General features: G+C 72.4%; 20 protein-coding genes and 1 pseudogene. 6 read left to right on the top strand and 15 right to left on the bottom strand.

The annotated features are described in order from the left end of the window. The first annotated feature begins 32 nt into the window (after window positions 1–32). On the top strand, window positions 33–3,245 hold the full coding sequence (locus BAY60_RS02475; RefSeq protein ID WP_112279188.1) for an AfsR/SARP family transcriptional regulator: 3,213 nt from the start codon (window positions 33–35) through the stop codon (window positions 3,243–3,245). On the opposite strand, the gene BAY60_RS02470 is transcribed toward BAY60_RS02475, so the two are convergent. The 5 genes and pseudogenes from BAY60_RS02470 to BAY60_RS02450 form a co-directional block, all read right to left on the bottom strand. Continuing rightward, window positions 3,224–4,024 carry an ABC transporter permease gene (locus tag BAY60_RS02470; protein ID WP_112279187.1) on the bottom strand — a complete coding sequence of 267 codons (801 nt, stop codon included), beginning with the start codon at window positions 4,022–4,024 and terminating at the stop codon, window positions 3,224–3,226. The two genes, BAY60_RS02475 and BAY60_RS02470, sit on opposite strands and share 22 nt — an antisense overlap. Then, complete coding sequence (locus tag BAY60_RS02465; protein ID WP_112279186.1) at window positions 4,021–4,995, bottom strand: ATP-binding cassette domain-containing protein; 975 nt, start codon at window positions 4,993–4,995, stop codon at window positions 4,021–4,023. Before BAY60_RS02465 ends, BAY60_RS02470 begins: the two co-directional genes overlap by 4 nt. A gap of 73 nt (window positions 4,996–5,068) precedes the next feature. After that, window positions 5,069–5,884: pseudogene (locus tag BAY60_RS02460) on the bottom strand (SIR2 family NAD-dependent protein deacylase). Then, complete coding sequence (locus tag BAY60_RS02455) at window positions 5,881–6,192, bottom strand: antibiotic biosynthesis monooxygenase family protein (RefSeq protein WP_112279185.1); 312 nt, start codon at window positions 6,190–6,192, stop codon at window positions 5,881–5,883. Before BAY60_RS02455 ends, BAY60_RS02460 begins: the two are co-directional and overlap by 4 nt. A 16-nt stretch (window positions 6,193–6,208) precedes the next feature. Beyond that, window positions 6,209–7,654 carry a M1 family metallopeptidase gene (locus tag BAY60_RS02450; protein WP_112279184.1) on the bottom strand — a complete coding sequence of 482 codons (1,446 nt, stop codon included), beginning with the start codon at window positions 7,652–7,654 and terminating at the stop codon, window positions 6,209–6,211. 15 nt (window positions 7,655–7,669) lie between these two features. Here BAY60_RS02450 and BAY60_RS02445 point away from each other — a divergent pair, with 15 nt between their 5' ends. Then, window positions 7,670–8,434, top strand: coding sequence for an alpha/beta fold hydrolase (locus tag BAY60_RS02445; protein WP_112279183.1), 765 nt, complete (start codon window positions 7,670–7,672; stop codon window positions 8,432–8,434). A 97-nt stretch (window positions 8,435–8,531) separates the two neighbouring features. On the opposite strand, the gene BAY60_RS02440 is transcribed toward BAY60_RS02445, so the two are convergent. From BAY60_RS02440 to BAY60_RS02415, 6 genes are all read right to left on the bottom strand, one after another. Beyond that, window positions 8,532–9,488, bottom strand: coding sequence for a peptidoglycan recognition protein family protein (locus BAY60_RS02440; protein WP_112279182.1), 957 nt, complete (start codon window positions 9,486–9,488; stop codon window positions 8,532–8,534). Window positions 9,489–9,544: 56 nt separating this feature from the next. Next, on the bottom strand, window positions 9,545–10,420 hold the full coding sequence (locus tag BAY60_RS02435) for an HhH-GPD family protein (RefSeq protein WP_112279181.1): 876 nt from the start codon (window positions 10,418–10,420) through the stop codon (window positions 9,545–9,547). 46 nt (window positions 10,421–10,466) lie between these two features. Beyond that, window positions 10,467–10,958 (bottom strand): beta-class carbonic anhydrase, encoded by a 492-nt coding sequence (locus BAY60_RS02430; RefSeq protein WP_112280661.1) that lies wholly within the window; start codon window positions 10,956–10,958, stop codon window positions 10,467–10,469. Window positions 10,959–11,168: 210 nt separating this feature from the next. After that, entirely contained in the window at window positions 11,169–11,510 is a 342-nt protein-coding gene (locus tag BAY60_RS02425; protein WP_112279180.1) for a HepT-like ribonuclease domain-containing protein, read from the bottom strand. Continuing rightward, window positions 11,507–12,025, bottom strand: a complete 519-nt coding sequence (locus tag BAY60_RS02420; protein ID WP_245992278.1) for a nucleotidyltransferase family protein — start codon at window positions 12,023–12,025, stop codon at window positions 11,507–11,509. The genes BAY60_RS02425 and BAY60_RS02420 overlap by 4 nt, the downstream gene beginning before the upstream one ends. 50 nt (window positions 12,026–12,075) lie before the next feature. Continuing rightward, window positions 12,076–13,185 (bottom strand): LacI family DNA-binding transcriptional regulator, encoded by a 1,110-nt coding sequence (locus BAY60_RS02415; protein ID WP_112279179.1) that lies wholly within the window; start codon window positions 13,183–13,185, stop codon window positions 12,076–12,078. Between the two features lie 189 nt (window positions 13,186–13,374). On the opposite strand from BAY60_RS02415, the gene BAY60_RS02410 reads away from it, so the two are divergent. Genes BAY60_RS02410 through BAY60_RS02400 form a run of 3 tightly spaced genes read left to right on the top strand, consistent with a single transcriptional unit; the run spans window position 13,375 to window position 16,109 of the window. Further along, a complete protein-coding gene (locus BAY60_RS02410) occupies window positions 13,375–14,394 on the top strand; it encodes a metal ABC transporter solute-binding protein, Zn/Mn family (RefSeq protein ID WP_112279178.1) in 1,020 nt (339 codons plus the stop codon). Then, a complete protein-coding gene (locus BAY60_RS02405; RefSeq protein ID WP_112279177.1) occupies window positions 14,395–15,210 on the top strand; it encodes a metal ABC transporter ATP-binding protein in 816 nt (271 codons plus the stop codon). Between the two features lie 5 nt (window positions 15,211–15,215). Continuing rightward, complete coding sequence (locus BAY60_RS02400; protein WP_112279176.1) at window positions 15,216–16,109, top strand: metal ABC transporter permease; 894 nt, start codon at window positions 15,216–15,218, stop codon at window positions 16,107–16,109. Here BAY60_RS02400 and BAY60_RS02395 read toward each other — a convergent pair. Then, window positions 16,084–17,391, bottom strand: coding sequence for an alginate O-acetyltransferase AlgX-related protein (locus BAY60_RS02395; RefSeq protein ID WP_112279175.1), 1,308 nt, complete (start codon window positions 17,389–17,391; stop codon window positions 16,084–16,086). The genes BAY60_RS02400 and BAY60_RS02395 overlap by 26 nt on opposite strands. A gap of 151 nt (window positions 17,392–17,542) precedes the next feature. Beyond that, window positions 17,543–18,772, bottom strand: coding sequence for a DUF445 domain-containing protein (locus BAY60_RS02390; RefSeq protein WP_112279174.1), 1,230 nt, complete (start codon window positions 18,770–18,772; stop codon window positions 17,543–17,545). Window positions 18,773–18,884: 112 nt separating this feature from the next. On the opposite strand from BAY60_RS02390, the gene BAY60_RS02385 reads away from it, so the two are divergent. Next, the gene (locus tag BAY60_RS02385; RefSeq protein WP_112279173.1) at window positions 18,885–19,805 is read left to right on the top strand and encodes a DivIVA domain-containing protein; all 921 of its coding nucleotides are present in this window, start codon (window positions 18,885–18,887) and stop codon (window positions 19,803–19,805) included. Between the two features lie 13 nt (window positions 19,806–19,818). Here the strand turns inward: BAY60_RS02385 and BAY60_RS02380 are convergent, their stop codons facing one another. Both BAY60_RS02380 and BAY60_RS02375 read right to left on the bottom strand, forming a co-directional pair. After that, a complete protein-coding gene (locus BAY60_RS02380) occupies window positions 19,819–21,270 on the bottom strand; it encodes an FGGY-family carbohydrate kinase (RefSeq protein ID WP_112279172.1) in 1,452 nt (483 codons plus the stop codon). Next, window positions 21,267–22,604, bottom strand: a complete 1,338-nt coding sequence (locus BAY60_RS02375; protein WP_112279171.1) for an MFS transporter — start codon at window positions 22,602–22,604, stop codon at window positions 21,267–21,269. Before BAY60_RS02375 ends, BAY60_RS02380 begins: the two co-directional genes overlap by 4 nt. Window positions 22,605–22,676 lie beyond the last annotated feature (72 nt).

Here is a 22,676-nt window from a genome sequence, read left to right as displayed (position 1 = left end):
GGGCGTCGGCGTCTTTCTGGAAAGCTTGACCCGTGCGGATAGCGTTGCTCGGCCCGCTGCGGGTCACCGGCGCCGACGCCACCCCGGTGGCCGTCGGCGGCTCCCGGCTGCGCATGCTGCTCACCCGGCTCGCGCTCGACGCCGGGCGCGGCGTCAGCACGGAGGCGCTCGTCGACGGGCTGTGGGGCGGTGACCCGCCGTCGGACGCCGCCAACGCCCTCCAGTCACTCGTGTCGCGGCTGCGCAAGGCCCTCGGTTCCGACCTCGTGCGCTCCACCGGCACCGGTTACCTGCTCGCCGTGGAGCCCGGCGACGTGGACGTGCACCGCTTCGAGGAACTCGCCGCGCACGGCGCACGCGAGCTGGCCGCCGGCCGCGCCGCCGAAGCGGCCGAGCTGCTCACCAGCGCCCTCGATGTCTTCGCGGGTGAGCCACTCGCCGACGCGGCGGGCGCTCCGTTCGCGCGGGCTCCCGCCGCCCGGCTCGCCGAACTGCGGCTGAGCACAGCCGAGGACCTCTTCGACGCCAAGCTGCGCCTGGGCAGGCACGCCCAGGTGCTGGCCGACCTGGAGACCGCCGCGGCGGAGCATCCGCTGCGGGAACGGCTGGCGGCCCTGCACATCCGGGCGCTGGCCGCGGCGGGCAGGCAGTCGGAGGCGCTGGCCGCCTACGAGCGGGTCCGCGTGACGCTGGCCGACGAGCTCGGCATCGACCCCTCGACGGAGCTGGCCGAGGCCCACCTCGCTGTCCTGCGCGGCGAGTCGCCTGCCACGCCGAGCCCGGCGCCACCTGCCCCGCCCGGGCTCGCCGGGACCGAGCTTCCGGGCCGGCTGACGAGCTTCATCGGCAGGGAGCGCGAGCTGGCCACGCTCGCGCGGCTGTTGTCCGAGGCGCGGCTCGTGACGCTCACCGGGCCCGGTGGGGCGGGCAAGACCCGCCTTGCCGTCGAGACCGCCGCACGCCACCCGGCTCACGAACGCGGGCGGGTGTGGTTCGTGCCGCTGGCCGGTGTCCGGGACGAGCGCGACGTGCCGGGCGCGGTGCTCGGCACGCTGGAGCCGCGCAGGCTGCACACCGCCCCGGCGCCCGACGCCTCCGCGGAGGCGATCGACCTGGCGGTGGAGGCGCTGCGGGGAGGTGAGGCGCTGCTGGTGCTCGACAACTGCGAGCACGTGGTCGATGCCGCCGCCCGGCTCGCGCACGACCTGCTCTCGCGGCTGCCCGCGCTGCGCATCCTGGCCACGAGCAGGGAGGCGCTGGCGATCGGTGGCGAACAGCTCGTGCCGGTGGGGCCGCTGGAGCTGCCCCCTGCGGACGCGGAGCCCGCCGAGGCGGCCGGATCCGCCGCCGTGCGGCTGTTCGTGGACCGCGCCGCCGCCGTGCGGCCAGGGTTCACGCTCGACGACGACTCGACCGCGGCCGTCGTGGAGATCTGCACCCGGCTCGACGGGATGCCCCTCGCGCTGGAGCTGGCCGCGGCACGGCTGCGGTCGATGCCGCCGGCCCACGTCGCCAAGCATCTCGACGACCGGTTCCGGCTGCTGACGTCCGGGAGCCGGATCGCCCTGCCCCGGCAGCGGACCCTGCGCGCGGTGGTCGAATGGAGCTGGGACCTGCTGGACGAGCCCGAACGCATGCTCGCCCGCAGGCTCGCGGTCTTCACCGGCGGCGCGACGACGGCCGCGGCGGAGGCCGTCTGCGCCGACGACGGTCTGCCGGAGGCCGACATCGTGTACCTGCTCGGCTCCCTGGTGGAGAAGTCGATCGTCGAGCAGGTCGGTGAACTCGCCGACCAGCCCCGGTACCGGATGCTGGAGACCATTCGCGCGTACGCGCGGGAGCGACTGGCCGAGGCAGGCGAGACGGCGGCGGTGACGGAGCGCTTCGCCGCGTACTTCCTGCGGGTGGCCGAGGAGCAGGAACCGGCCCTGCGCGGCGAGGGCCAGGTCGGCGCACTGGCCTTGCTCGACACCGAGCACGGCAACCTCATCACGGCCCTGCGCGCCGCGCTGGACGCGAACGATGCCGACACCGCGTACCGGATCGCGGCGGCCCTGTGCTGGTACTGGGTGCTGACCCGCATCATCGGCCAGCCGGTGCGGCTGCTGAACGAGGTGCTCAGCCGGGCCGACGGCGACCGGTGCCCCGCCCGCTCGGCGATCGAGGCGTTTCGCACTCTGCTGGACTTTCTCGGCTGCGCTCCCGGGGCCCCCGAGGTGCGCGAGGTCGCCGAGAACTGCCGTCACACGAGGGCGGCCGAGCGCTACCCGGGACTGGCGGTCGTGCTGCCGATGCTGGCACTGCTGAGCAGGAACAGCGAGTTGGTACGCGAGGAACTCGACCGCGCGCTGGCCCATCCCGACCCCTGGGCCCGGACGGTCGCGCGCTGGGCCGAGGCGCTCCGGCTGGACGACGTCGGTGACCTGGCCGGCGCCCAGCGGATCCGCGACGAGGTACTGCGCGGGTTCACCGCGGTCGGCGACCGCTGGGGACAGGCCATGACGCTGGCGATGAAGGCCCAGGGCCACACACTGCGGGGCGATCACGCCGCCGCCCTGGACGCCCTCGAGCGCGGGCGTGCCGTCGCCATGGAACTGGGCACCGGCGACGACGCGGTGCAGCTGTCCCTGCGGGCGGTCGAGGAGCATCTGCGGCACGACGACATCGAGTCGGCACGGCGCGGCCTCGACGAGGCCCGCCGCATCGCGGCCGGGGTGGGTCAGCGCCAGGTGCAGGTGTACGTGGAGCTGACCGCCGTGGAGCTGGCCCGGCGCACCGGCGACTTCGCGCACGCCCACCGGTTGCTGGACGACATCGGCAGGGCGATGACCACCCTCGACTTCGGCAGCGGTGTCGGCCGCGAATGGCTGGCGACGGCCGAGACGGCCCTGCTGCTGTCGGAGGGCAGGACGGCCGAGGCCAGGCAGGCCCTGGCCGAGACGGTGCAGGCCGCGGCAGGGCGGGGAGACATGCCCGACACCGCGAGAGCGGCGGAGCTGCTCGCGGGCCTGCGCCACCAGGAGGGCAGCCCGGAGGAGGCCGCCGCGGCGCTCGGGCTGAGCCACGCGATCCGCGGTGTCTTCGACCACGGCAGCCCCGAGCTGCGCGAGCTGACGGAGCGGCTGGTGACCGACCTCGGCCTGCGGCGCTACCGGGCCGCCTACGACGAGGCGGCCCGGCTGCCGAGGGAGGACGCGGTGCGTGTCCTGCGTGAGCAGGCCGATCAGGCGAGCCGCTTGCGGTAGGCCCGCATGGCGAGCGGGAAGAACACCGCCAGGATCGCCGCCATCCAGGCGAGCGCACCCAGCAGCGGCCCGGCGACCGGGCCACCGTTGAGCAGCCCGCGCAGTGTGTCGGCGAGCAGGCTCACCGGGTTGACGTCCGACCACGCCTGCAGCCAGCCGGGCATGGTCTCGCTCGGCACGAAGATGTTGCTGCCGAAGCTCACCGGGATGATGAGCACCGCCATGAGCCCCTGCACGGTGCCCGGGTTGGGCACGAGCATGCCGACCCACACGGCGATCCAGCAGAACGCGAGCCCGAACGCCATCATCAGCGCCATCGCGACCGGGATCGCCGCGACGCTGGTGCCCACCCGATAGCCCATGATCGTGGCCACGACCAGCAGCACCACCAGGCACACGAGGTAGCGGACGAGATCGGCGAGCACCGCGCCGATCAGCGGCGCCGAGCGGGCGATCGGCAGGCTGCGGAACCGGTCGAACACGCCCTTGCTGACGTCGGTGTTCAGCGCGATGCCGACCGTGACGCTGGCCTGGATGGTGGTCATGACCATGATGCCGGGCACCACGAGCTGCAGGTAGCTGCTCGTGTCCCCGGAGATGGCGCCGCCGAACAGGTACACGAACATGACCAGGAACAGGATCGGCATGATCGTGACGTCGGCCAGCTGTTCGGGGTTCTTGGCGATCTTGAGTACGCCGCGCCGGGCGAGTGTCAGCCCGTGCCGCAGGGCCTTGGCCGCGCCGATCCGCGTCGCGGGCGGGGCTGCGAGCGTGGTCACACCAGGCTCCTTTCGGGTTCGGCGGGCCGGGTGGCGGCGTCGCCGGTGAGGGCGAGGAACACCTCGTCGAGGCTCGGCAGGCGCAGGGCCAGCTCGTCGGCGGTGATGCCGGCCTCGTCGAGCCGGCGGACCATGGCCGACAGCAGGGTGGGGTCGGACACCGGCGCCGTGAGCAGCGCGGCGTCGTCGTCGCGGGCCGGGGAGGCGCCGGTGAGCTCGGCGAGGATGCGCTCGACCAGGTCGAGGTCGGAGCGCACGGTGGGGCGCACCTGCAGCGTCTGGCCGCCGACGCGGCGCTTCAGCTCGTCGGAGCGGCCGTCGGCGACCACCCGGCCGTGGTCGAACACGGTGATGCGGTCGGCCAGCTGGTCGGCCTCCTCCAGGTACTGCGTGGTGAGCAGCGCGGTGGCGCCCTCGTCGACCAGGCCGCGCACCACCTGCCACACCTCGTTGCGGGCGTGCGGGTCGAGGCCCGTGGTCGGCTCGTCGAGGTACAGCACCCTCGGCCTGCCGACGAGGCTCGCCGCGAGGTCGAGCCGCCTGCGCATGCCGCCCGAGTACGTCTTGATGGCCCGCCCGCCCGCGCCGGTGAGCTCGAACCGGTCCAGCAGCTCGGCGGCGCGGGCGCGGGCGGCGGCCTTCGGCAGGTCGAGCAGCCTGCCGATGAGCGTCAGGTTCTCGGCGCCGGTCAGGTCCTCGTCCACCGACGCGTACTGGCCGGTGAGCCCGATGACCGAGCGCACCCCAACCGGGTCGCGGCGCACGTCATGGCCGCAGACGGTGGCGTGCCCGGCGTCGGCCTGCAGCAGGGTGGCGAGGATGCGCACGGCGGTGGTCTTGCCCGCGCCGTTGGGCCCGAGCACGCCGAGCACGGTGCCGGTGGGCACCTCCAGGTCCACGCCCGCGAGCGCCGTGGTCTCCCGGTAGCGCTTGACCAGGCCCTCGGCCCGGATCGCGATGTCGTCGTTCATGCCTGCCACGATGCGCGCGGTCGCTGGCAGCCCGCGCACAGCGCGCTGTCAGCCCGCTGGCACGGCGGCGACGTCAGGACAGCAGCGCGTCGATCCGGGTGAGGGCGTCCAGCGCGCCGAGGGGCAGCGAGACGCCGCGGCCGTGCCGGACCTCCGGCTCCCTCGGGTTGATGCGGACCAGCGCGGCGGTGGCGGCGCTGGCCAGCTCCGCCTGCCTGCGCACGGTCGGCACCGCCCGGCCCGCGCCCAGCTACACCACCGCCGCCCTGGGGTGCTCGCGCCGCCAGGCGCGCAGTGCGTCGAGCTGGCGCTCGGTGCGCTCCGGCAGCCAGTCGAGGTCGCCGAACATGAGGATGTTGGGCCGCGCGGGGCCGCCACACCGCAGGCACGACGGCAGCGGTGGCCTCGCCCGCATGGTGTCCTCGTCCACGTCCACCTCGACGTCGTCGGCAGGCCAGATGTCGTCGCCGCAGCGGGCGAGGCACTGCAGGTGGTGGATCGAGCCGTGCACCTCGGCGACCTGGCCGAACCCGGCCTTCTGGAACTGCCCGTCGACGTTGGACGTGAAGACGTGCACCCCGCCGGGTCTGGCCTCGCCCCACTCCCGCAGCAGCCGGAACCCCTCGTGCGGCACGGTCCGCCGGTACAGGTGCAGCCGGTGACCGTAGAAGCCCCACGCCAGTTCGGGATCGTCCGCGAAGTGGCGGGGGTCGGCCAGCTCGGCGAAGTTCAGGCCGAGCCGGGCATAGGGCGGGTAGGCCTGCCAGAAACCCTCGCTGCCCCGGAAGTCCGGGAGGCCCGAGTCGACGCCCATGCCCGCGCCCGCGCAGATGAGCAGCGCGTCGGCGTCCGCGATCAGCGTCGCGGCGCGCTCCAGCTCGGCCCTCACTCCGTCGCGGGCACCGAGCTCTGCACGACCTCGAACTCCAGCAGGCTCGCGCCGCTGGCCACCGGCTTGGACCGCTCGCCTGCGTGCGCCTCCTTCGCGGGGCCCTCCGCCCACGCCTGGAAGTGCTCCTCCGACTCCCACTTGGTGTAGACGAAGTAGCGGTTCTCCCCGGAGACGGGCCGGAGCAGCTCGAAGCCGAGGAAGCCGGGCTGCGAGTCCACGGCGTGCAGCCGCGCGGCGAAGCGCTTCTCCAGTTCCGGCCCCGCGCCCTCGGGCACCTCGATCGCGTTGATCTTCACAACAGCCATGGGTTCAGGGTAGGGCTCAGCGGCCCAGCGAGCCGGGAAGGAGGTACTCGTCACCGGGCCGCTCGGTACCGCGGAACCAGGCGTCGAAGAACTCGCGCAGATCCTGCCCGGACACGCGGCCGACATAGCGCTCGAACTCGGGCCAGCTCGCGTTGGCGTCGCGGTGCCGTGCGGGGAACTCCCGCAGTACCCGGCCGAAGACATCCTCGCCGATCTGCCTGCGCAGCGCGTGGATGGCGAGGATGCCCTTGTCGTAGACGCCGGTGAACTCGTTGCCCGCGCCCATGTCGTACAGCCTCGGTGCCCAGAAGCCCTGGTCCTCGGCGAGCCGGTCGAGTGCTCGGTGGTAGCGGGCGTCCAGGTCGTCGCCCTGCTTGCCCTCCGCCCAGAGCCACTGCGAGTAGCTGGCGAGGCATTCGTTGAGGCAGATGTCGGCCCACGACTGGACCGAAACGGTGTTGCCGTACCACTGGTGGGCCAGCTCGTGCACGATCGTTTCCAGGCCGGCCGAGCGGGTGTAGGTGGGCCTGCCCTGGGTCTCCAGCGAGTAGCCGATGTCCTCGCCGAGATAGATCCCGCCCGCCACGGTGGCCGGGTACTCGCCGAACCAGCCGGAGAGGAACTCGATGATCTCGCCGACCCTGCGGGCGTCGCCGCGGATGCCCTCGGCGCCGGGCGCGTAGGCGTCGAGCACGGGCGTGCCGTCGGCGAGCCTGCGGCGGTCGACGGTGAACCGGTCCACCGCCAGCGTGGTCAGGTAGCTGGCCACCGGGTCTGGCTCGGTCCACGTCGTGGTGGTCCAGCCCTGCCCGGTGGTGGTGCGGCCCTGCCGCCCGATCGACACCGCCGACCAGCCCTCGGGCACGCGCACCGTGAGCCGGAACGGCGCCTTGTCCCTGGGATGCTCGTTCACCGGATACCAGTACGACGCCGAATGCGGCTCGCCGAGGACGAAGGCCGCGCCGGAGGGTGTGCGGTGCCAGCCGTTGCCGCCGAGCTGCGCGCTGGACGCGCTCTGCGGCCTGCCGTGGTAGCGCACGCGGGTGCGGAACGCCTGGCCCTCGGCCACCTGCCGGGCCGGGGTGACCACCAGCTCGTGGGCGCCGCGCCGGGTGAACTCCGCGCGCTGCCCGTCGACCTCCACCGAGGCGACCGTGAAACCGCGCAGGTCGAGGTTGAACCGCGTCAGCGTGTGCGTGGCCGTGGCGGTGACCGTCGTGTCGCCGTCGAGCCGCCCCGTGCGGGGCTGATAGCGCACGGAAACCGCGTAGTCGGTGGCGTCGTAGCCGCCGTTGCCGTCGGTGGGGTAGTACGGGTCGCCGATCCCCGCCGCGCCCGGTGCGGGCCCCTCCGGCGCGGGCGGGGTTGTCCGCTCCTGGCGTTCGGGCTGCGGTGCCGTGCACGCGGCTAGGGTGCAGACCAGACCGGTGAGCAGGACTGTCCGCACGCGACGGTTGAGCATGGGAAGAGAGCCTAGATGCATCCCCGTGAGGGCCTGGTTGACTTCGGCGGCGAGGGACAGCCGATCGTGCTGCTGCACGGCCTGATGGGCCGCGCCACGACGTGGTGGCGGGTCGCGCGCTGGCTCACCGCGTACGGGCACGTCGTGGGCCTGGACGCGCGGGGCCACGGTCGCGCCCGGCGGGACGGGCCCTGGAGCACCGAGGACTTCGTCGCCGACGTGGCCGAGCTGGTGACCGGCCTCGGCGAGGGCCCGGCCGTGGTGATCGGCCACTCGATGGGCGGGCTGCACGCGTGGGTGCTCGCGGCGACCCACCCGGAGCTGGTGCGCGCGGTTGTGGTGGAGGACATGGCGCCGGACCAGCGCGGCCGGACCGTGGAGACGTGGCGCGGGTACTTCGAGTCGTGGCCGGTGCCGTTCACGTGCCTCGCGCACGTGCGGGAGTTCTTCGGCAGCACCGGCGACTACTTCGCCGAGTGCGTCGAGGAGCGTGCCGACGGCTACCACCTGATCGCCGACCTCGAGGACCTCTACGAGATCGCCGCCGAGTGGGGCCGCCGCGACTATTGGTCCTTTGTGGACAAGGTGCGGTGCCCGCTGCTGGTGGTGGAGGCCGGTGACACGGCGATGCCTGCCGGGCAGCAGGCCGAGCTGGCCGGCCGCGTGCCCGGCGGCAGGCACGTGGTGATCCCCGGTGCCGGGCACGTGGTGCACGACGACGCACCGCAGGAGTACCGGGGCGCGGTGGAGGCGTTCCTCTCCGAGGTCCTGGCCCGCTGACCCGAGGCGGCCGCGATCGCCGGTAGCGGCCGAGCCGAAGGGCACCGTGGGCTCGCATTGTGTACCCGCGGTGCCCTTGGGCTCGGTGCCGTACGGGTCAGCTCGCGAGCCGCGCCTGGGAAACGCCCAGCAGTGGCCAGATGTCGGCGCCGAGGAAGCCCCGTTCGCCGGCGTGCGCCGAGCCGTGGCAGGTCGGCCCCGCGACGCCGTTGGCCTCGGCGAAGGCGGCCACCGCCTCGCGCGTCGCGGGACCGAACACGCCGTCGGCCTCGACGTCGGCTCCCCGCTCCCGCAACAGCCGCTGGGCGAGCAGCACGTGCTCGCCGGTGTCGCCGGGCCGCAGCAGCGGCCACTGTCCCGGCTGGCTCACCCGCACGCCCAGCAACCCCGCGACGGCCTCCCGCAGTTCCGGCAGCCGCGCGTACAGCACGTCGCCGGGGCACTGGGTCGAGTTGAAGTCGCGGTGCCCGCGGATGAGCTCCGGCGGGATCCCGTACTGGTCGGCCATGTAGGCGACCAGCCCGACCAGCGAGTCCCACAGCGCCCTCGGCACGTCGACCTCGGTGTAGAGGCCCTCGTTCTCGATGCCGATGACCTCGCTGTTGTGACCACCGACGTTGGCGCCGACCACGTGCTGCTCGCCACCGCGCAGGATCTCCAGGCTGCGGTGCCTGCCCTCGGTGATGTGGCCGCCACGGCTGTTGGTGAACTGCTGGCCCGAGTCCAGCCAGCCCCGGGTGTCCATGTGGAAGTTCTGGATGTCGCGGGAGATGCGGAACGCTCGCTCCCGCGAGTAGTCGTCGGTGTTGCCGGGCTCGACGGTGTGGTGGACGACGATGTAGGTGGGCTTGCGGTCGATGACGTCGATGGGGCCGTTCGGCGGCCGGGCTCCCCAGTCGGTCGTGCCGTAGATGACCGGTTCCGCGACCTTGCGCGAGCCCGCGGCATGGGCAGGGACCGCGGAGAGGGCGGACAGTGCGGGCACCGCGGCGGCGGTGACGGCCAGACCCCCCTTGAACAGCGCGCGCCGGTCGAGTCCAGGCTTGTCAGCCATGTCGATCTCCCTCGCTCTCCGGAGGGAAAACGCTAACAAGAAATCAGCACTTCGGGTCAATGTTCGCCGGGAAGGGCGAACCTGCCGTCGGCGGTCTGTTCCACGAGACCGTCGACCAGCAGCGAGTCGAGGCAGCGGTCGCGCTGCCCTGCCTGCGACCACACGATGTCCAGGCGGCTCTTCTCCACCGGCTCGCTGGTGCTGCGCAGCACCTCCAGCAGCAGCCCGCGGACGTACCGGTCGGTGCCCGCGTACCGCTGCACCGGCTTGGCCGGGCCCGCGTAGGCCGGCCTGCCCGCGTGCTGCCACGCGCACCCCTCGGTCAGGGGACAGTCGGCACAGCGGGGCGAGCGCGCCGTGCACACGAGCGCGCCGAGCTCCATCAGCGCGGCGGAGAACCGGGCCGCGCGGGCGTCCCCGGCGGGAAGGAGCGCCTCGACGTCGGCCATGTCCCGGGTGTTCGAGGGCGGGCCCGCGTCGCCCGCGCCGTGCACGGCCCTGGCCACCACGCGCCGGACGTTGGTGTCCACCACGGGCGCCCGCCTGCCGTAGGCGAACGCGGCGACGGCGCGGGCGGTGTAGGCGCCGATTCCGGGCAGCGCCAGCAGTGTGTCGACGTCGGAGGGAACCTCGTCGCCGTGCTCGCGGGCGATGGCGTCGGCGGCGGCGTGCAGGCGCAGCGCACGGCGGGGGTAGCCGAGCCTGCCCCAGGCACGCAGCACCTCGCCCTGGCCGGCGGCGGCCAGCGCCGAGGGGCGCGGCCAGCGCGCCAGCCACTCCTCCCAGATCGGCTGCACCCTGGCCACGGGCGTCTGCTGGAGCATGATCTCGCTGACGAGCACGCCCCACGGGGTGCAGCCGGGGCGGCGCCACGGCAGGTCGCGCCCCTGCTCGGCGAACCAGTCGATCAGGACGTCGGAAGAGATGGGCACGGCCCCATTACAGCAGCGGCGGCCTGGGCCGCCCGTGGGGTGGTGGCTAGGACACCTCGGTGAGCTGGCCGGTGCGCACGTCGTAGACGAACCCCCGCACCACGTCGGTGTGCGGCAGGTACTGGCTGGTGCGTACCCGGCGGATGGACTGCCGGACGTTGTCGTGCACGTCGCGGAACGCCTCGACGGCCCACGGCGGCCGGATGCCCGTGTCGGCCTCCAGCTCGTCCTTGAAGCTGTCCTCCGTGACGGCGTTGAGGCCGCACTCGGTGTGCTGCACGATCAGCACCTCCTTGGTGCCGAGCTTGCGCTGGCTGAGCGCGAGCGACCGGATCATGTCGTCGGTCACCACGCCGCCCGCGTTGCGCAGTACGTGCGACTCGCCCTGCAGCAGCCCGAACAGCTCGAACACGCGGATGCGCGCGTCCATGCAGGTCAGGATCGCGACGTGGAGGGAAGGACGCGGCGAGGAGCGGTCCCCGCGCACGGCGTCCTTCAGTTCGGCATTGCGCTTGAGCAGCAGGTCGATCGCGGCCATGCGGTCCATTCCAGCGATCCCGGGGCGCGGGCACAAGTCGATCCGGATGAACGTCACCAGCCGCGTGACGGCCGTGGTCGTGCGCTCGGCGCCGAGCCGAAGGGCACCGCGGGTGCCTGGTGGGTACCCAGGGTGCCCTTGGGCTCGCCACGCCGGCGGCATCACGGTCCGAACCAGCGCTCCTCGGCGGTCCTCGGGGGTGCCGCAAGTTCACAGTCGGCGACGTGTGGTCTCCTCGAGGAGCCGCTCAACGGCTGCGACGAGCGGAGGCAGATCCTCGGTGATGGTGGCCTGGACGATGGCGTGCGCAGTGTCGAAATAACGATGTGCGAGGTGGTTGCGCATCGCAGCGATGTCGACCCAGGGGACATCGGGTTCATGGGCGAGGAGTCCACGGTCGATGGCTTTGACGGCCTCACCGATCTCGAGCAGGCGGATTCGCACGGCGTCGAAGACGAGGCCGTCATCGAGGCCGCCGCGACTGACATGGTCCTCTATGGCGGCTGCGGCAGCCAGGATGTCAGCCAAGCGCTGGTCGTTGTGCCGGCTCACAGCGAGATTGCCTCCGCGAGAACCTGATCCCTGATGGCCCGTTTCAGTGTCGAGGCGGGAACGACATCGACATCGACGCCGAGCAGTTCGGCGAGCTCTCTCTTCAGCCCTGCCAACGCGACCAGGCCGACGTTGTCGTCAAGATCCATCAGTAGGTCGATGTCGCTGTCCGCGGTGTCCTCGCCACGCGCGACACTGCCGAAAACCCGGACGTTTCGAGCTCCTCGCTGAGCGGCCAGTTCGAGGACCGTGCGGCGGTGGCGGCGCAGGCGGCGGCCCAGCCGGGTGTCAGGAAGCCCCAGCCTGCCGCGCGGGGCGGGAATCAGCTCGACTGACAACTCGTGGCCTGTCGCCTCGATCAGCCTGTTCAACATGCGGATCCCGGGCTCTCGGCGGTTCGATTCGTAGGCGCTGATGACTGACTGCGCCACACCGGCGCGTCTCGCCAGGTCGTTTTGTGAGAGTCGCGCCCGGCGTCGCGCTTCGCGAAGCAGCGAGCCGGAGGTGCCGTCCACGCTTCAAGGGTATCACGCATTGTCTATAGGAAGACGCCACGCCGGCGGCATCACGGCCCGAACCAGCGCTCCTCGGCGGTCCTCGGGGGCGCCGACGTCGTGCCCACCCTCAGCTCGGTGGGCAGGGTGATGACCTTGGGCGTCACGCGATCGCCCGCGCCGAGCAGCAGCCTGCCCGCAGCCTTGCCCTTCTCCAGCACCGGCTGGTGGACGGTCGTGAGCCCGGCGCGCGTGGCCTCGGCGATGCCGTCGAAGCCGGTGATCGTCAGGTCCGCGGGCACGCGCAGACCGCGCCTGCCCGCCTCGGCCATCGCGCCGAGCGCGAGGATGTCCGAGGTGCAGATCAGCGCCGTCACCCTCGGGTAGGCGTCGAGCAACTGCCGGGCTGCCGAGGCGCCGTCGTCCACGGTGTGCTCGAACCGTTCCACGACCGGCACGCTCTGCCAGTCCACGCCCGCCGCCTCGAACGTGTCCGCGAGCGTGGCCAGGCGGGTGCGCTGCACGTGGTAGTGCGCCTCCTGCTGGCGCGAGATCGGCACGAAGCCGTCGTTGCGGTCGCGGGCGAGCCGCATGCACAGCACCCCGACCTGCCGGTGCCCGAGCTCCACCAGGTGCCCGGCGAGCGTCGCGGTGGCCGAGGCGTCGTCGGGCCCGACCCGGTCGACGCCGTCGATCTGCGGCTGGTCGACGATCACGGTGGGCACCGGGCGCTGGAGCACGGCGGCCAGGTGCGGGTCGTCGTCGGGCACCGAGTAGACGACGAAGCCGTCGACGCCCGCGCGGTGCACGGCGGCCGTGGTCTCCCTGTCCTCGCGGCCGGGGCTGGCCGGCACGAGATGCAGACCCACCCCGGCGTCCTCACAGGCCAGTGCCAGCCCCTCCAGTACACCGACGGCGGCGGGGTCGCGGAAGGCGTAGGACAGGTTCTCGGTGAGCAGCAGGCCCACGGCCCCGGCCTTGCGGGTGCGCAGCGACCGGGCCACCGGGTCGGGGCCCGGGTAGCCGAGGCGGCGCGCCGTCTCCAGCACGCGCCTGCGCAGCTCGGGTGACAGCTGGTCCGGCCGGTTGTACGCGTTCGACACCGTTGTCCTGGACACGCCCAGCTCGGCGGCGAGTGACGCGAGCGTCGCCTGCCGCCGGGTCCGTATCGGCCGGTTCATGAACAAACCGTAACGGTTCAGATGGGGATGCCAAAGCTCTACCCAGTGTGCGTCACATCTGACGCTGTGTCGTGGCACTCATCGCTGAGCTGTGGGTTCGCCGTCCGGATGGGGTATGTTTCATCTGACAATGGTTTCCATTATCTACACTGATAGTGACTGGTCCCGACTGACGGAGTGTGGTTGTCGATGAGAGCGTCCCGTGCGAGGCGCCTGTTCCCCGTGGTGGCGACCGCCGCTGTGACGGCACTCGCCCTCGCCGCGTGCGGTGGTGGCGACGGCGGCGAGAGCGGCGGGCAGTCCGGCGGCGAGGGCAAGATCCAGGTGGTCGCCTCGACCAACGTCTGGGGCAGCGTCGTCAGCGCCGTGGGCGGCGACCGGGTGGCCGTCAAGTCGATCATCGACGATCCCTCCGGCGACCCGCACTCCTACGAGGCCAGTGCCGAGGACGCCGCCGACGCCCAGTCGGCGCAGCTGCTCGTCTACAACGGCGGCGGCTACGACGAGTTCTTCGGCCAGCTCGCCGAGCAGGCTCCGGACGCCAGGAAGGTCGTGGCGTTCGACCTCTCCGGCAAGGGCGACGACGCCGGAGAAGGTCACTCCGAGGAGAGCCCCGAGAGCCACGAGAGCCACGCCGAGGAAGGCCACGCCGACGAGGGCGGCCACGGGCACGAGCACGGCGAGGTGAACGAGCACGTCTGGTACGACCTGCACACCGTCGAGCAGGTCGCCGACGCCGTCGCCACGCGCCTCGGCGAGGCCGACCCGCAGGGCAGGCAGGCCTACACGGCCAACGCGGAGTCGTTCAAGACCGAGCTGGCCCAGCTCGAGACGCGGATCTCGGACATCGGCACCCGGCACCCGGACAGCAGGGTCGTCGCGACCGAGCCGGTCGCCCACTACCTCCTGGAGGCCGCGAAGGTCACCGACGCCACGCCGCGCGACTTCGCCGAGGCGGTCGAGAACGAGACCGACGTTCCCGTGGCCGCGCAGCAGGAGATGCTGGAGCTGGTCTCCGGCAGGAAGGTGGACGCCGTGGTCAACAACGTCCAGACGGTCACCCCGGCCACCGAGAAGGTCATCGGCGAAGCGCGCGGCGCCGGGCTCGCCGTCGTCGACGTGACCGAGACCCTGCCCGAGGGCACCACCGGCTACATTGCCTGGATGAGCGGCCAGGTGGACGCGTTGGCAGGAGCACTGAGCAAGTAGATGAGCACACCCGTCGAGATCAGGGGCGCGGCGCTCGGGTTCGGCGACCGCACCCTGTGGTCGGCGCTCGATCTCGACGTCGCCCCCGGCGAGTTCCTCGCCGTCCTGGGCCCCAACGGGTCGGGAAAGACCAGCTTGCTGCGCGTGCTGCTCGGGCTGCAGCCGCTCACGGCGGGCAGGGCGCGGGTCGCCGGCGAGCCGCCCGGCGGTGCCAACCGCCGGGTCGGCTACATCCCGCAGCAGCGCTCCGCCGACCAGGGGCTCACGCTGCGCGGCACCGACCTCGTCGGTCTCGGCCTCGACGGGCACCGGTGGGGCACCGGCCTGCTGGGCCTGCGCAGGCGCAGACGGCTGGTCGCCTCGGCGGTCGAGGCCGTCGGCGCCACGTCGTACGCAGCCTCACCCATCGGCAGGCTGTCCGGGGGCGAGCTGCAGCGGCTGCGGGTGGCGCAGGCGCTGGTCGGCGAGCCCGAGCTGCTGCTCTGTGACGAGCCGCTGGCCTCACTCGACCTCACCCACCAGCGCATCGTCAGCGAGCTGATCGACCAGCGCAGGCGCACCGCGGGCACCGCGGTGCTGTTCGTGACCCACGAGATCAACCCGATCCTGGCCTATGTGGACCGCGTGCTGTATCTGGTCAACGGTCAGTTCCGCGTCGGCAAGCCCGACGAGGTGATGAACTCGGCCACGCTCACCGAGCTGTACGGCACCCGGGTCGAGGTGATCAAGGTCGGCGGGCAGTTCCACGTCGCGGGCGCGCAGAGCGCGCTGTGCGAGGACGAGGTGCACCACCACGAGAGCGAGCGGGTGTCGTAGCGGCCATGGAGAAGATGTTCGACCTCGAGCTCACCGCGCGCCTGCTTGGGCTGGACTTCGTGCAGACGGCGCTGCTCGCGGCGGCCGTGCTCGGCCTCGTCGCCGGGCTGCTCGGGCCGCTGATCGTGATGCGCAGGATGTCCTTCGCCGTGCACGGCACCGCCGAACTGGCCTTCACCGGCGCGGCCGCCGCGCTGCTGCTGGGCATCGGCGTCAGCTACGGCGCGCTGGCGGGCGCCGTCGTGGCCGCGCTGCTGCTGGGGCTGCTCGGCTCCCGCGAACACGACCGCGACTCCGTGATCGGGGTGATCCTGTCGTTCGGGCTGGGCGTGGGGGTCCTGCTGCTCTGGCTGTACCCGGGCCGGTCGGTCAACAAGTTCGGCATCCTCGTCGGGCAGATTGTCGCCGTCGACTTCGCCGACCTCGCGGCGCTGATCGTCTCGGCGGTGGTGGTGCTGGCCGTGCTCGCCGTGATCTACCGTCCGCTGCTGTTCGCCAGCGTCGACCCCGGCGTCGCCGTGGCGCGCGGGGTGCCGGTGAACGTTCTGTCGCTCGTGTTCGCCGTGCTGGTGGGCATCGCCTCGGCGCTGGGTGTGCAGATCGTCGGGGCACTGCTCGTGGTGGCGCTCATGGTGACGCCCGCGGCCGCGGCCGCCAGGGTCACGGCAAGCCCGGCGCGGGCGACGGTGCTCGCGGTCGTCTTCGCCGAGGTCGCCGCCGTGGGCGGCATCGTGCTCTCGCTCGCCCCCGGCGTTCCGGTGAGTTTCTTCGTCACCGCGATCGCGTTCACCATCTATCTGGTGTGCCGCGCGGTCGCCGCGCTGCGAAGCCGGGCAAGGCCGGGCGGGCCCGCGGAGCCCGCCGAGCCCGTGGTCAGCGCACCGGCCGCTCGGCCATAGCCCTGCCGACCTTGTCGATGAACGCCGGGTCCGTGAACGGGAGCCTGCCGTCGGCCATCGAGCGCTCCACGACCTCCACCACGACCACGTCGGCGTTGACGAAGGCGTCGACCGCGGCCTGCAGGTCCTCGCCCATCGTCGCGTAGCCGAGGATCGTCAGGTCGCTGAACGCCGCGGGCAGGTAGCGCGACGACGCCAGCGTGAACGAGTCGCCCAGTACGAGCGCGGGGTCGTTGACCGTGCCGTCCATGGGTGGCGCCGTCTGGTGAACCGGCTCCTCCAGGTGCGGCAGCTGGTCCCTCGTGCGGTCGGTCTCGCCGTCGGGGCGCAGGTCGTACTTGATGGTCGTCTTCTGCTCGCTCCTGCCGATCATCGGCGGCAGGTCGGCGCCCGCGGTGATCCAGCCGTCGCCCTCGACGACCCAGGAGTCCGTGATCCCCGGCTGGACCGCCTCGGCGAGCACGCGGGTCATCGCCAGTGCGCCCTCGTCCATCCAGTGGGTGTCGTTGGGGTAGTAGACGGGCTTGCCCATCCGAGCCTGCAGTTCGGCCAGGGCAGGCCGCAGGTCCACGGCGTCGGTGTGCTCGTCGATGAGCTGCCAGAGCCGCGAGGTGGCGGCTGCCGAGCACTCCTTGCCCGCGTAGGAGCCCGGCAGGTTCTGCGGAACCATCGTCGTCTTGTCCGGCGCGACCGTGAGAACGAACCGGCGCCCCGATGCCTCCACGGCCTGGCGCAGGCGGTCGATGCCCTGCAGCGTCTGGGCGAACGGGCGGGTGGGCTCGCACTTGGCTTCGACGTCCCTGCCGTAGTACAGCCAGTTGTCCCTGCCCTCGAGCACCCGGCGGTAGCCCGCGTCGCTGTCGGAGGGGCTCGGGCCGCCCGTGCCGCCGGTCCCTCCCGTGCCGGGGGCAGGTGTGCCCGGCAGCGGACCGGTGTCGCCGCCCTGGTCGAACGGTGCGGGCTCACCGAACAGGCCCCTGCTGATGGCGTCGGCGGCCTCGATCGCCCCGGCGCGGAAGACCAGGTGGTCGGTGGCCCACGCGGGCAGGCCGGTGAAGAGGCCCCAGCCCTCGGTGACGGCCGGGAAGCCGGCCAGCCGGTGGTTCTCGATCTCGCCGGGGCGGGCCCCGAACACCCACATCAGGGCCGGGGTGACGAAGAAGACCAGTGCACTGATCAGGGCGGTGAGCTGGCGCCCGCCGTGGCGGGGGCGGTGCAGTGCGTGTTCCCTCGGCAGCCACGCCTCGTGCACCGCAGGCAACTGCTGCTCGCGGTTCGTCACGGCCCAACGGTATCCATCGGCGGCCCGCCGTGTGGCCGGTACACAGGGTTTCGCGCCGAACCGAGCCCAAGGACACCTTCGGTACCAACCGGGTACCCAAGGTGCCCTTCGGCTCGCCGCCGGGCGTTCGAGGGGACGCGGCGCCGTCCCGTCAGTGCAGCATCAGCAGCACCTGGAGTTCACCGACGACGAAGCCGATCACCCCGCCAACGGCGATGAGCTTCCACTCGTCCTGGCGGAACGCCGGGCGCAACAGGCCCTCGTACTCCACGGGGGTCAGGCGCAGCATCCGCTCCTCGACCATGTTCGCCACGTCCATGGCCGTGGTCAGGTAGCCCTCGGCGTGCGAGACGGTGTCCGGAAGGCGCCGGATGGCCCGCTCGGCGGCGGCCTGTTTCATCTCGGCCAGCCGCTGGTCGCCGATCGCCACGCTCACCAGCGGCCGCGCGGCGGCGGCCTGCGTGTCGACCGCCTCGGCGACCATGCGCCGGATCATCAGCATCAGCCGGTCGGAGCGCGGGCCCCGGAGCAGCGCGTTCATCAGGTTGGGCACCGTGAGCACCTCGCGCGCGATCAGCTCCCCGTACTGGCGGGCCACCTCGGCGCGGCGGCGCTGGAACTTGCCCTGCAGCGTGAACCGGTTGAACAGCCGCACCGGCTCCCTCGGCACGAAGATCAGCTTGATGGCGAGCCAGTCGGTGAGCAGGCCGATGCTGGCGCCGAAGATCGGCATGACCCACGGCTCCTTGGTCAGTGCCCAGACCACCGACTGCACCACGCCGAGCACGAAGCCGAAGTAGATGCCGGAGCGGGCGATGAACGCCATCTCCGGCCGGGACGTCTCCCGGATGAGCCGCACCAGCAGCGCCTTGTCCCTGGTGAGCTGCTGCACGGTCATGTGCTTGACGTCGAGGACGTCGTCGAGGTTCTCGCGCAGCTCGTCCACCAGCCTGCGCACCAGCTGCGGCGAGGACGCCTGGAGCTGCTTGACCAGCAGGTCGCGGGCCATCGCGGGCAGCCGTTCCCACAGCCGCGGATGGCACTCGCGCAGCACCTCCCTGGCGATCTCGTCCACCGACCGCAGCAGCGGCTGCTCGATCTCGCGCGTGATGCGCTCCGGATCGATCCTGGCGAAGACGTCGGAGATGTCGAGCAGGTTGGCGGTGAGCAGGTCGGTGGCGATCGCCGCCATCCGGCCACCGTGGCGCGGCACGACGCCCTGCCAGCCGAGAACGGTGCCGGGGACACCCACGAACTCCAGCGGCCGGAACATCATCTCGATGGCGACGCGCTTGGTGACGTAGCCGATCAGGGCGGCGACGAACGGGATGGCGGCGTACAGCGGCCAGTGCGCCGCGAGGTCGGCCAGCACCGCGTCCATTTCGGACCTCCTCCCTGCGTCGCCGACCGCTGCACGCACAGTATCGGGCGCCGGCAGAATGCGTCCGTTTGGAGGTATGGGATTCGGCCTGAGGACTCATTAAGGTTGCCGAATGGCAGAAGCCGGAGCATCCCCCAACCCCACCAAACCATCCCAGTTCACGACCGTCTTCCGCGGCTATGACCAGGTCCAGGTCGACGAGTACGTCAAGAAGGTGGCCGCCGAGCTCAAGCAGCTCACGCGCAGCCGGGACGACGTCAGCGCGTCGGTCACCGACCTCACCAAGGCACTGAGCTACGCACAGCAGGAGCTCGCGGACGCCAAGGCCGCCCTGACCCGCATGGTCGAGGATCCCTCGGGGCCCGCCGCCATGAGCGAGCGCGTCAAGACGATGATGCAGCTCGCCGAGGAGGAGATCGCCGACCTGCGGAAGAAGGCGGAGGACGAGGCCGCCGCGACGAGGTCGGCCGCCGACTCCTACGCCGACAAGACGCGGGAGAAGGCGCGTGCCGACGCCGAGCAGCTCGGCAAGGAGGCCGAGCAGCGCCGCAACCAGCTCGACAAGGAGGCCGAGGAGCGGCGCGCGGCGGCCGAGAAGGCCTCGGCCGAGAAGATCGCCGCCGCGGAGAAGGCGTCCGCCGAGAAGGTCGCGGCCAACGAGAAGACGTCGGCGGAGACCATCGCGGCCAACGAGAAGACCTCGGCCGAGAAGATCGCGGCGGCGGAGAAGAAGTCCAGCGAGGAGATCGCGGCCGCGAAGGCCGAGGCCGAGCGCGTGGCGAACGAGCTGCGGTCCACCGCCAAGCAGCAGGCCGACCAGATGATCGCCGAGGCCGAGCGCAAGCTCGCCGAGGCCAACGCCAAGCGCACCGAGGCACTGGCCCTGCGCGGCAAGGTCGCCGAGCGGCTCGCCGCCAGCCACACCGCGCTGCAGGAGGCGATCGAGCGCCTCGGTCCCTCACCCGAAGCCGAGGCCGAGGAGCAGGCGGCGCCCGCCGCCGGCGACAAGAAGCCGGCGAAGCAGCCCGCCTGAACCCGGTGCGCGCTCAGCGACAGGCGACGGCGTACAGCTCGTCGTCGATCCAGCCGCGCTCGTGGAGCCGGGCACAGAACCGGTGGTAGGACGCCGTCAGCGCGTCCGACTCCGCCGGTTCCGGCTCCACGAGCGCACCAGGATTCCCGGCGCGCCCGCACACCTCGCCGAGCCCGCCCGGCGCCGTGGCCGCGGCGGCCAGCAGCGCGGCACCGTAGCCCGTCTCGGCGTGCGCGGAGACGCGCAGTTCCAGCCCGGTCACCGTGGCCCGGATGCGGTTCCACAGCGGGCTCCGGCTGCCCCCGCCCGCCGCGAGCAGGGGCCCGGTGACCGGGACGCCCAGCCGTCGCAGGTGGTCCAGCGCGAGCCGTTCCACGAAGGCCACCCCCTCCAGCCTGGCCCGGTGCAGCTCCACCTCGTCGCGGGCGGCGGGCTCGACGAACCCGCGCGCGTCCTTCGCCGCGAAGGGGAAGCGCTCGCCCTGCCTGCACAGCGGGTAGGCCACCACGCCGGCCGGGCCGTGCCGGTCCGCGGCCTCGTCCAGCTCCGCGAGCCGCGGCGTGCCTGCCACGGCCTCGCCGCCGGTGTTGGAGGCTCCGCCCGGTAGCCACCAGCCGTCCGGATGCCGATGGCAGTACAGCGTGCCAGCCGGGTCCCGCACCAGGTGCTCGGTGACGCCCTTGAGCACGTAGGTGGTGCCGAGGATGCCCGCGAACGCCCCCGGCGTCGCCGCGCCGCATGCCAGCTGGCCCGCGCAGCCGTCGGTCATGCCCGCCACCACCAGGCACCCGGGCCGCAGCCCCGCGACCGGGGCTCGCACCTCGCCGAGGACCGTCGTCGGCCGGACCACGCGGGGCAGCCACTCCGCTGGCACCCCGAACGCCCCGAACACCTCGTGCGGCCACTGCCCCGCGAGCGCGTCGTAGCCGCTCTTGAGCGCGTGCGAGGAGTCGGTGGCCACCTCGTCGCCGGTCAGCCGCGCGCACACCAGGTCGGCGGTGTGCCGGATGCCCGCTGCGCCCGGCATGTGGTCGCGGATCCAGGCGATGCGGCCGAGCGCGTCGGTCGGCGAGACCGTGCGGCCGAGGCTCGCCCAGCGTTCGGCGCCGAACTCGCGTGCCTTGGCGTTGTACGGCGCGGCGCGCCGGTCGTCGTACATGAGCGCGGGTCCGAGTGGCTCGCCGTCGCGGCCGACCGCCACGATCGTTCCCGACGTGGCGGCGACCGCGACGGCGGTCACCTCCGCGCCGCGGCCGGGCAGCGCGGAGGTGAGCTCGGAGAGCGCGGAGACGACGGCGGGCCACCAGGCCGTCGCGTCCTGCTCGCTGCGGCCCTCGCCCGCACCGCCCGGCCGCGCGGGAGGGGGCAGGGCGGCGGAGGCGGAGCCCAGGACGGCACCGTCGTCGCCCACCGCGAGCGCGCGGACCCCCGCGGTGGCGACGTCGATGCCCACGGTGACGCTCACGAGGCGGGCACCTGCCCGGCCACCTGCTGCAGGCTGGCGTCCTGCTCGGCGGCCTTCCTGGTCGCTTCGGGCAGGGTGAGGAACCGCGTGAGCACGGCGGCCACCACGTACAGGGCCGCGAACACGATCACCACGCCGCCCGCGCCGAGCGGGCCGAGGAACAGGCTCACGATCGCCGGGCCCGCGAAGGCGGCCGCGCCCGCGCCGAGGTTGAGCAGCGCCATGGCGCCGCCCTTGTTCTCCGGTGCCAGCGAGGGCAGCAGTGCCGAGATCGGCACGAACCCGGCCAGCGTCGCGCCGTAGAGCGCGCCGACGACGAGCGCGACCCAGTAGTAGTCCGCGCCGAGGGTGAGCGGCACGAAGTACAGCAGCAGGATCGAGATGGCGCAGCCGATGGCGCCGAACCAGAAGATCGTGGTCCGCCAGCCGATCCTGTCACTGAGCACGCCGAAGATGAGGTTGAAGAAGATGTTGGTGCCGTAGATGACCGACACCAGCAGCAGCCATTTGCTCTCGCCGAAGCCGATCTGGGTGATGAACACGGTCGGAAAGAACACCAGCATGCCGAACTCCGGCGCGGTGTTGATGACGCGCACGATCATGCCGATGCCCACCCTGGGCTTCTTCCACGCGATCGACGCGCTGTTCACCAGGCTCTGCACGGGCTTGACGTCGGGCGGCGCGAGCCGGTGGAAGCCGGTGCGCTCGCGGACGCCGAGCAGGCAGACGAGGCCGCCGAGGCCGAGGATGCCCACGGACAGCCACAGCGTGCCGTAGTGGCCCAGGACCGGGTTGGTGAAGCTCGCGACCAGGGAGCCGAGCGTGGGCAGGCCGCCGGTGAAGGCGAAGTAGAACCAGCCGACGGCGGCGCCGAGCCTGGCCACCGGCGCGACCGCGGTGATCCAGACCAGGAAGCCGAAGGCGAACATCGGGTAGCCGAAGCCGCGGATGCCGTAGGTCACGAGCATGAGCGTGTAGTTCTCGCCCGTGACGGCCACGGCGAGGAACAGCACGTCGAAGACGAGCCAGATCGTGAGACCGACCAGCATCACCCTGCGCGGGCCCCACAGTTCGGAGAGCGCGCCGGACAGCCACGACGCCAGCATCACCGCGACGCCGTACACGGTGATGACGTACGACGCCCGGATGTCGTCGCCGGCCCCGTGCCCGGCCATGAACGGCGCGATGAAGCCGGACTCGACGCCGTCGCCGATCATGAACAGCAGCAGGCCGACGTAGCCCAGGAACAGCGGCGCGGGCAGCCCCCAGCGGTTGAGCAGCCTGGCGAAACCGCTCTGCGCCCCGTCCGATGGTGGTGTCGTCGTTGAAACCATGATGCCTCCGTCCTTGTACCCGAGGCATCATGACTTGTGTTAAATTAACGCGCAAGGTGTTAGCCGAGATTG

It is taken from the genome of Prauserella muralis (assembly GCF_003202285.1).
Classification (GTDB): Bacteria; Actinomycetota; Actinomycetes; order Mycobacteriales; family Pseudonocardiaceae; genus Prauserella_B; species Prauserella_B muralis.
This window is presented reverse-complemented; position numbering and strand designations above follow the sequence as displayed.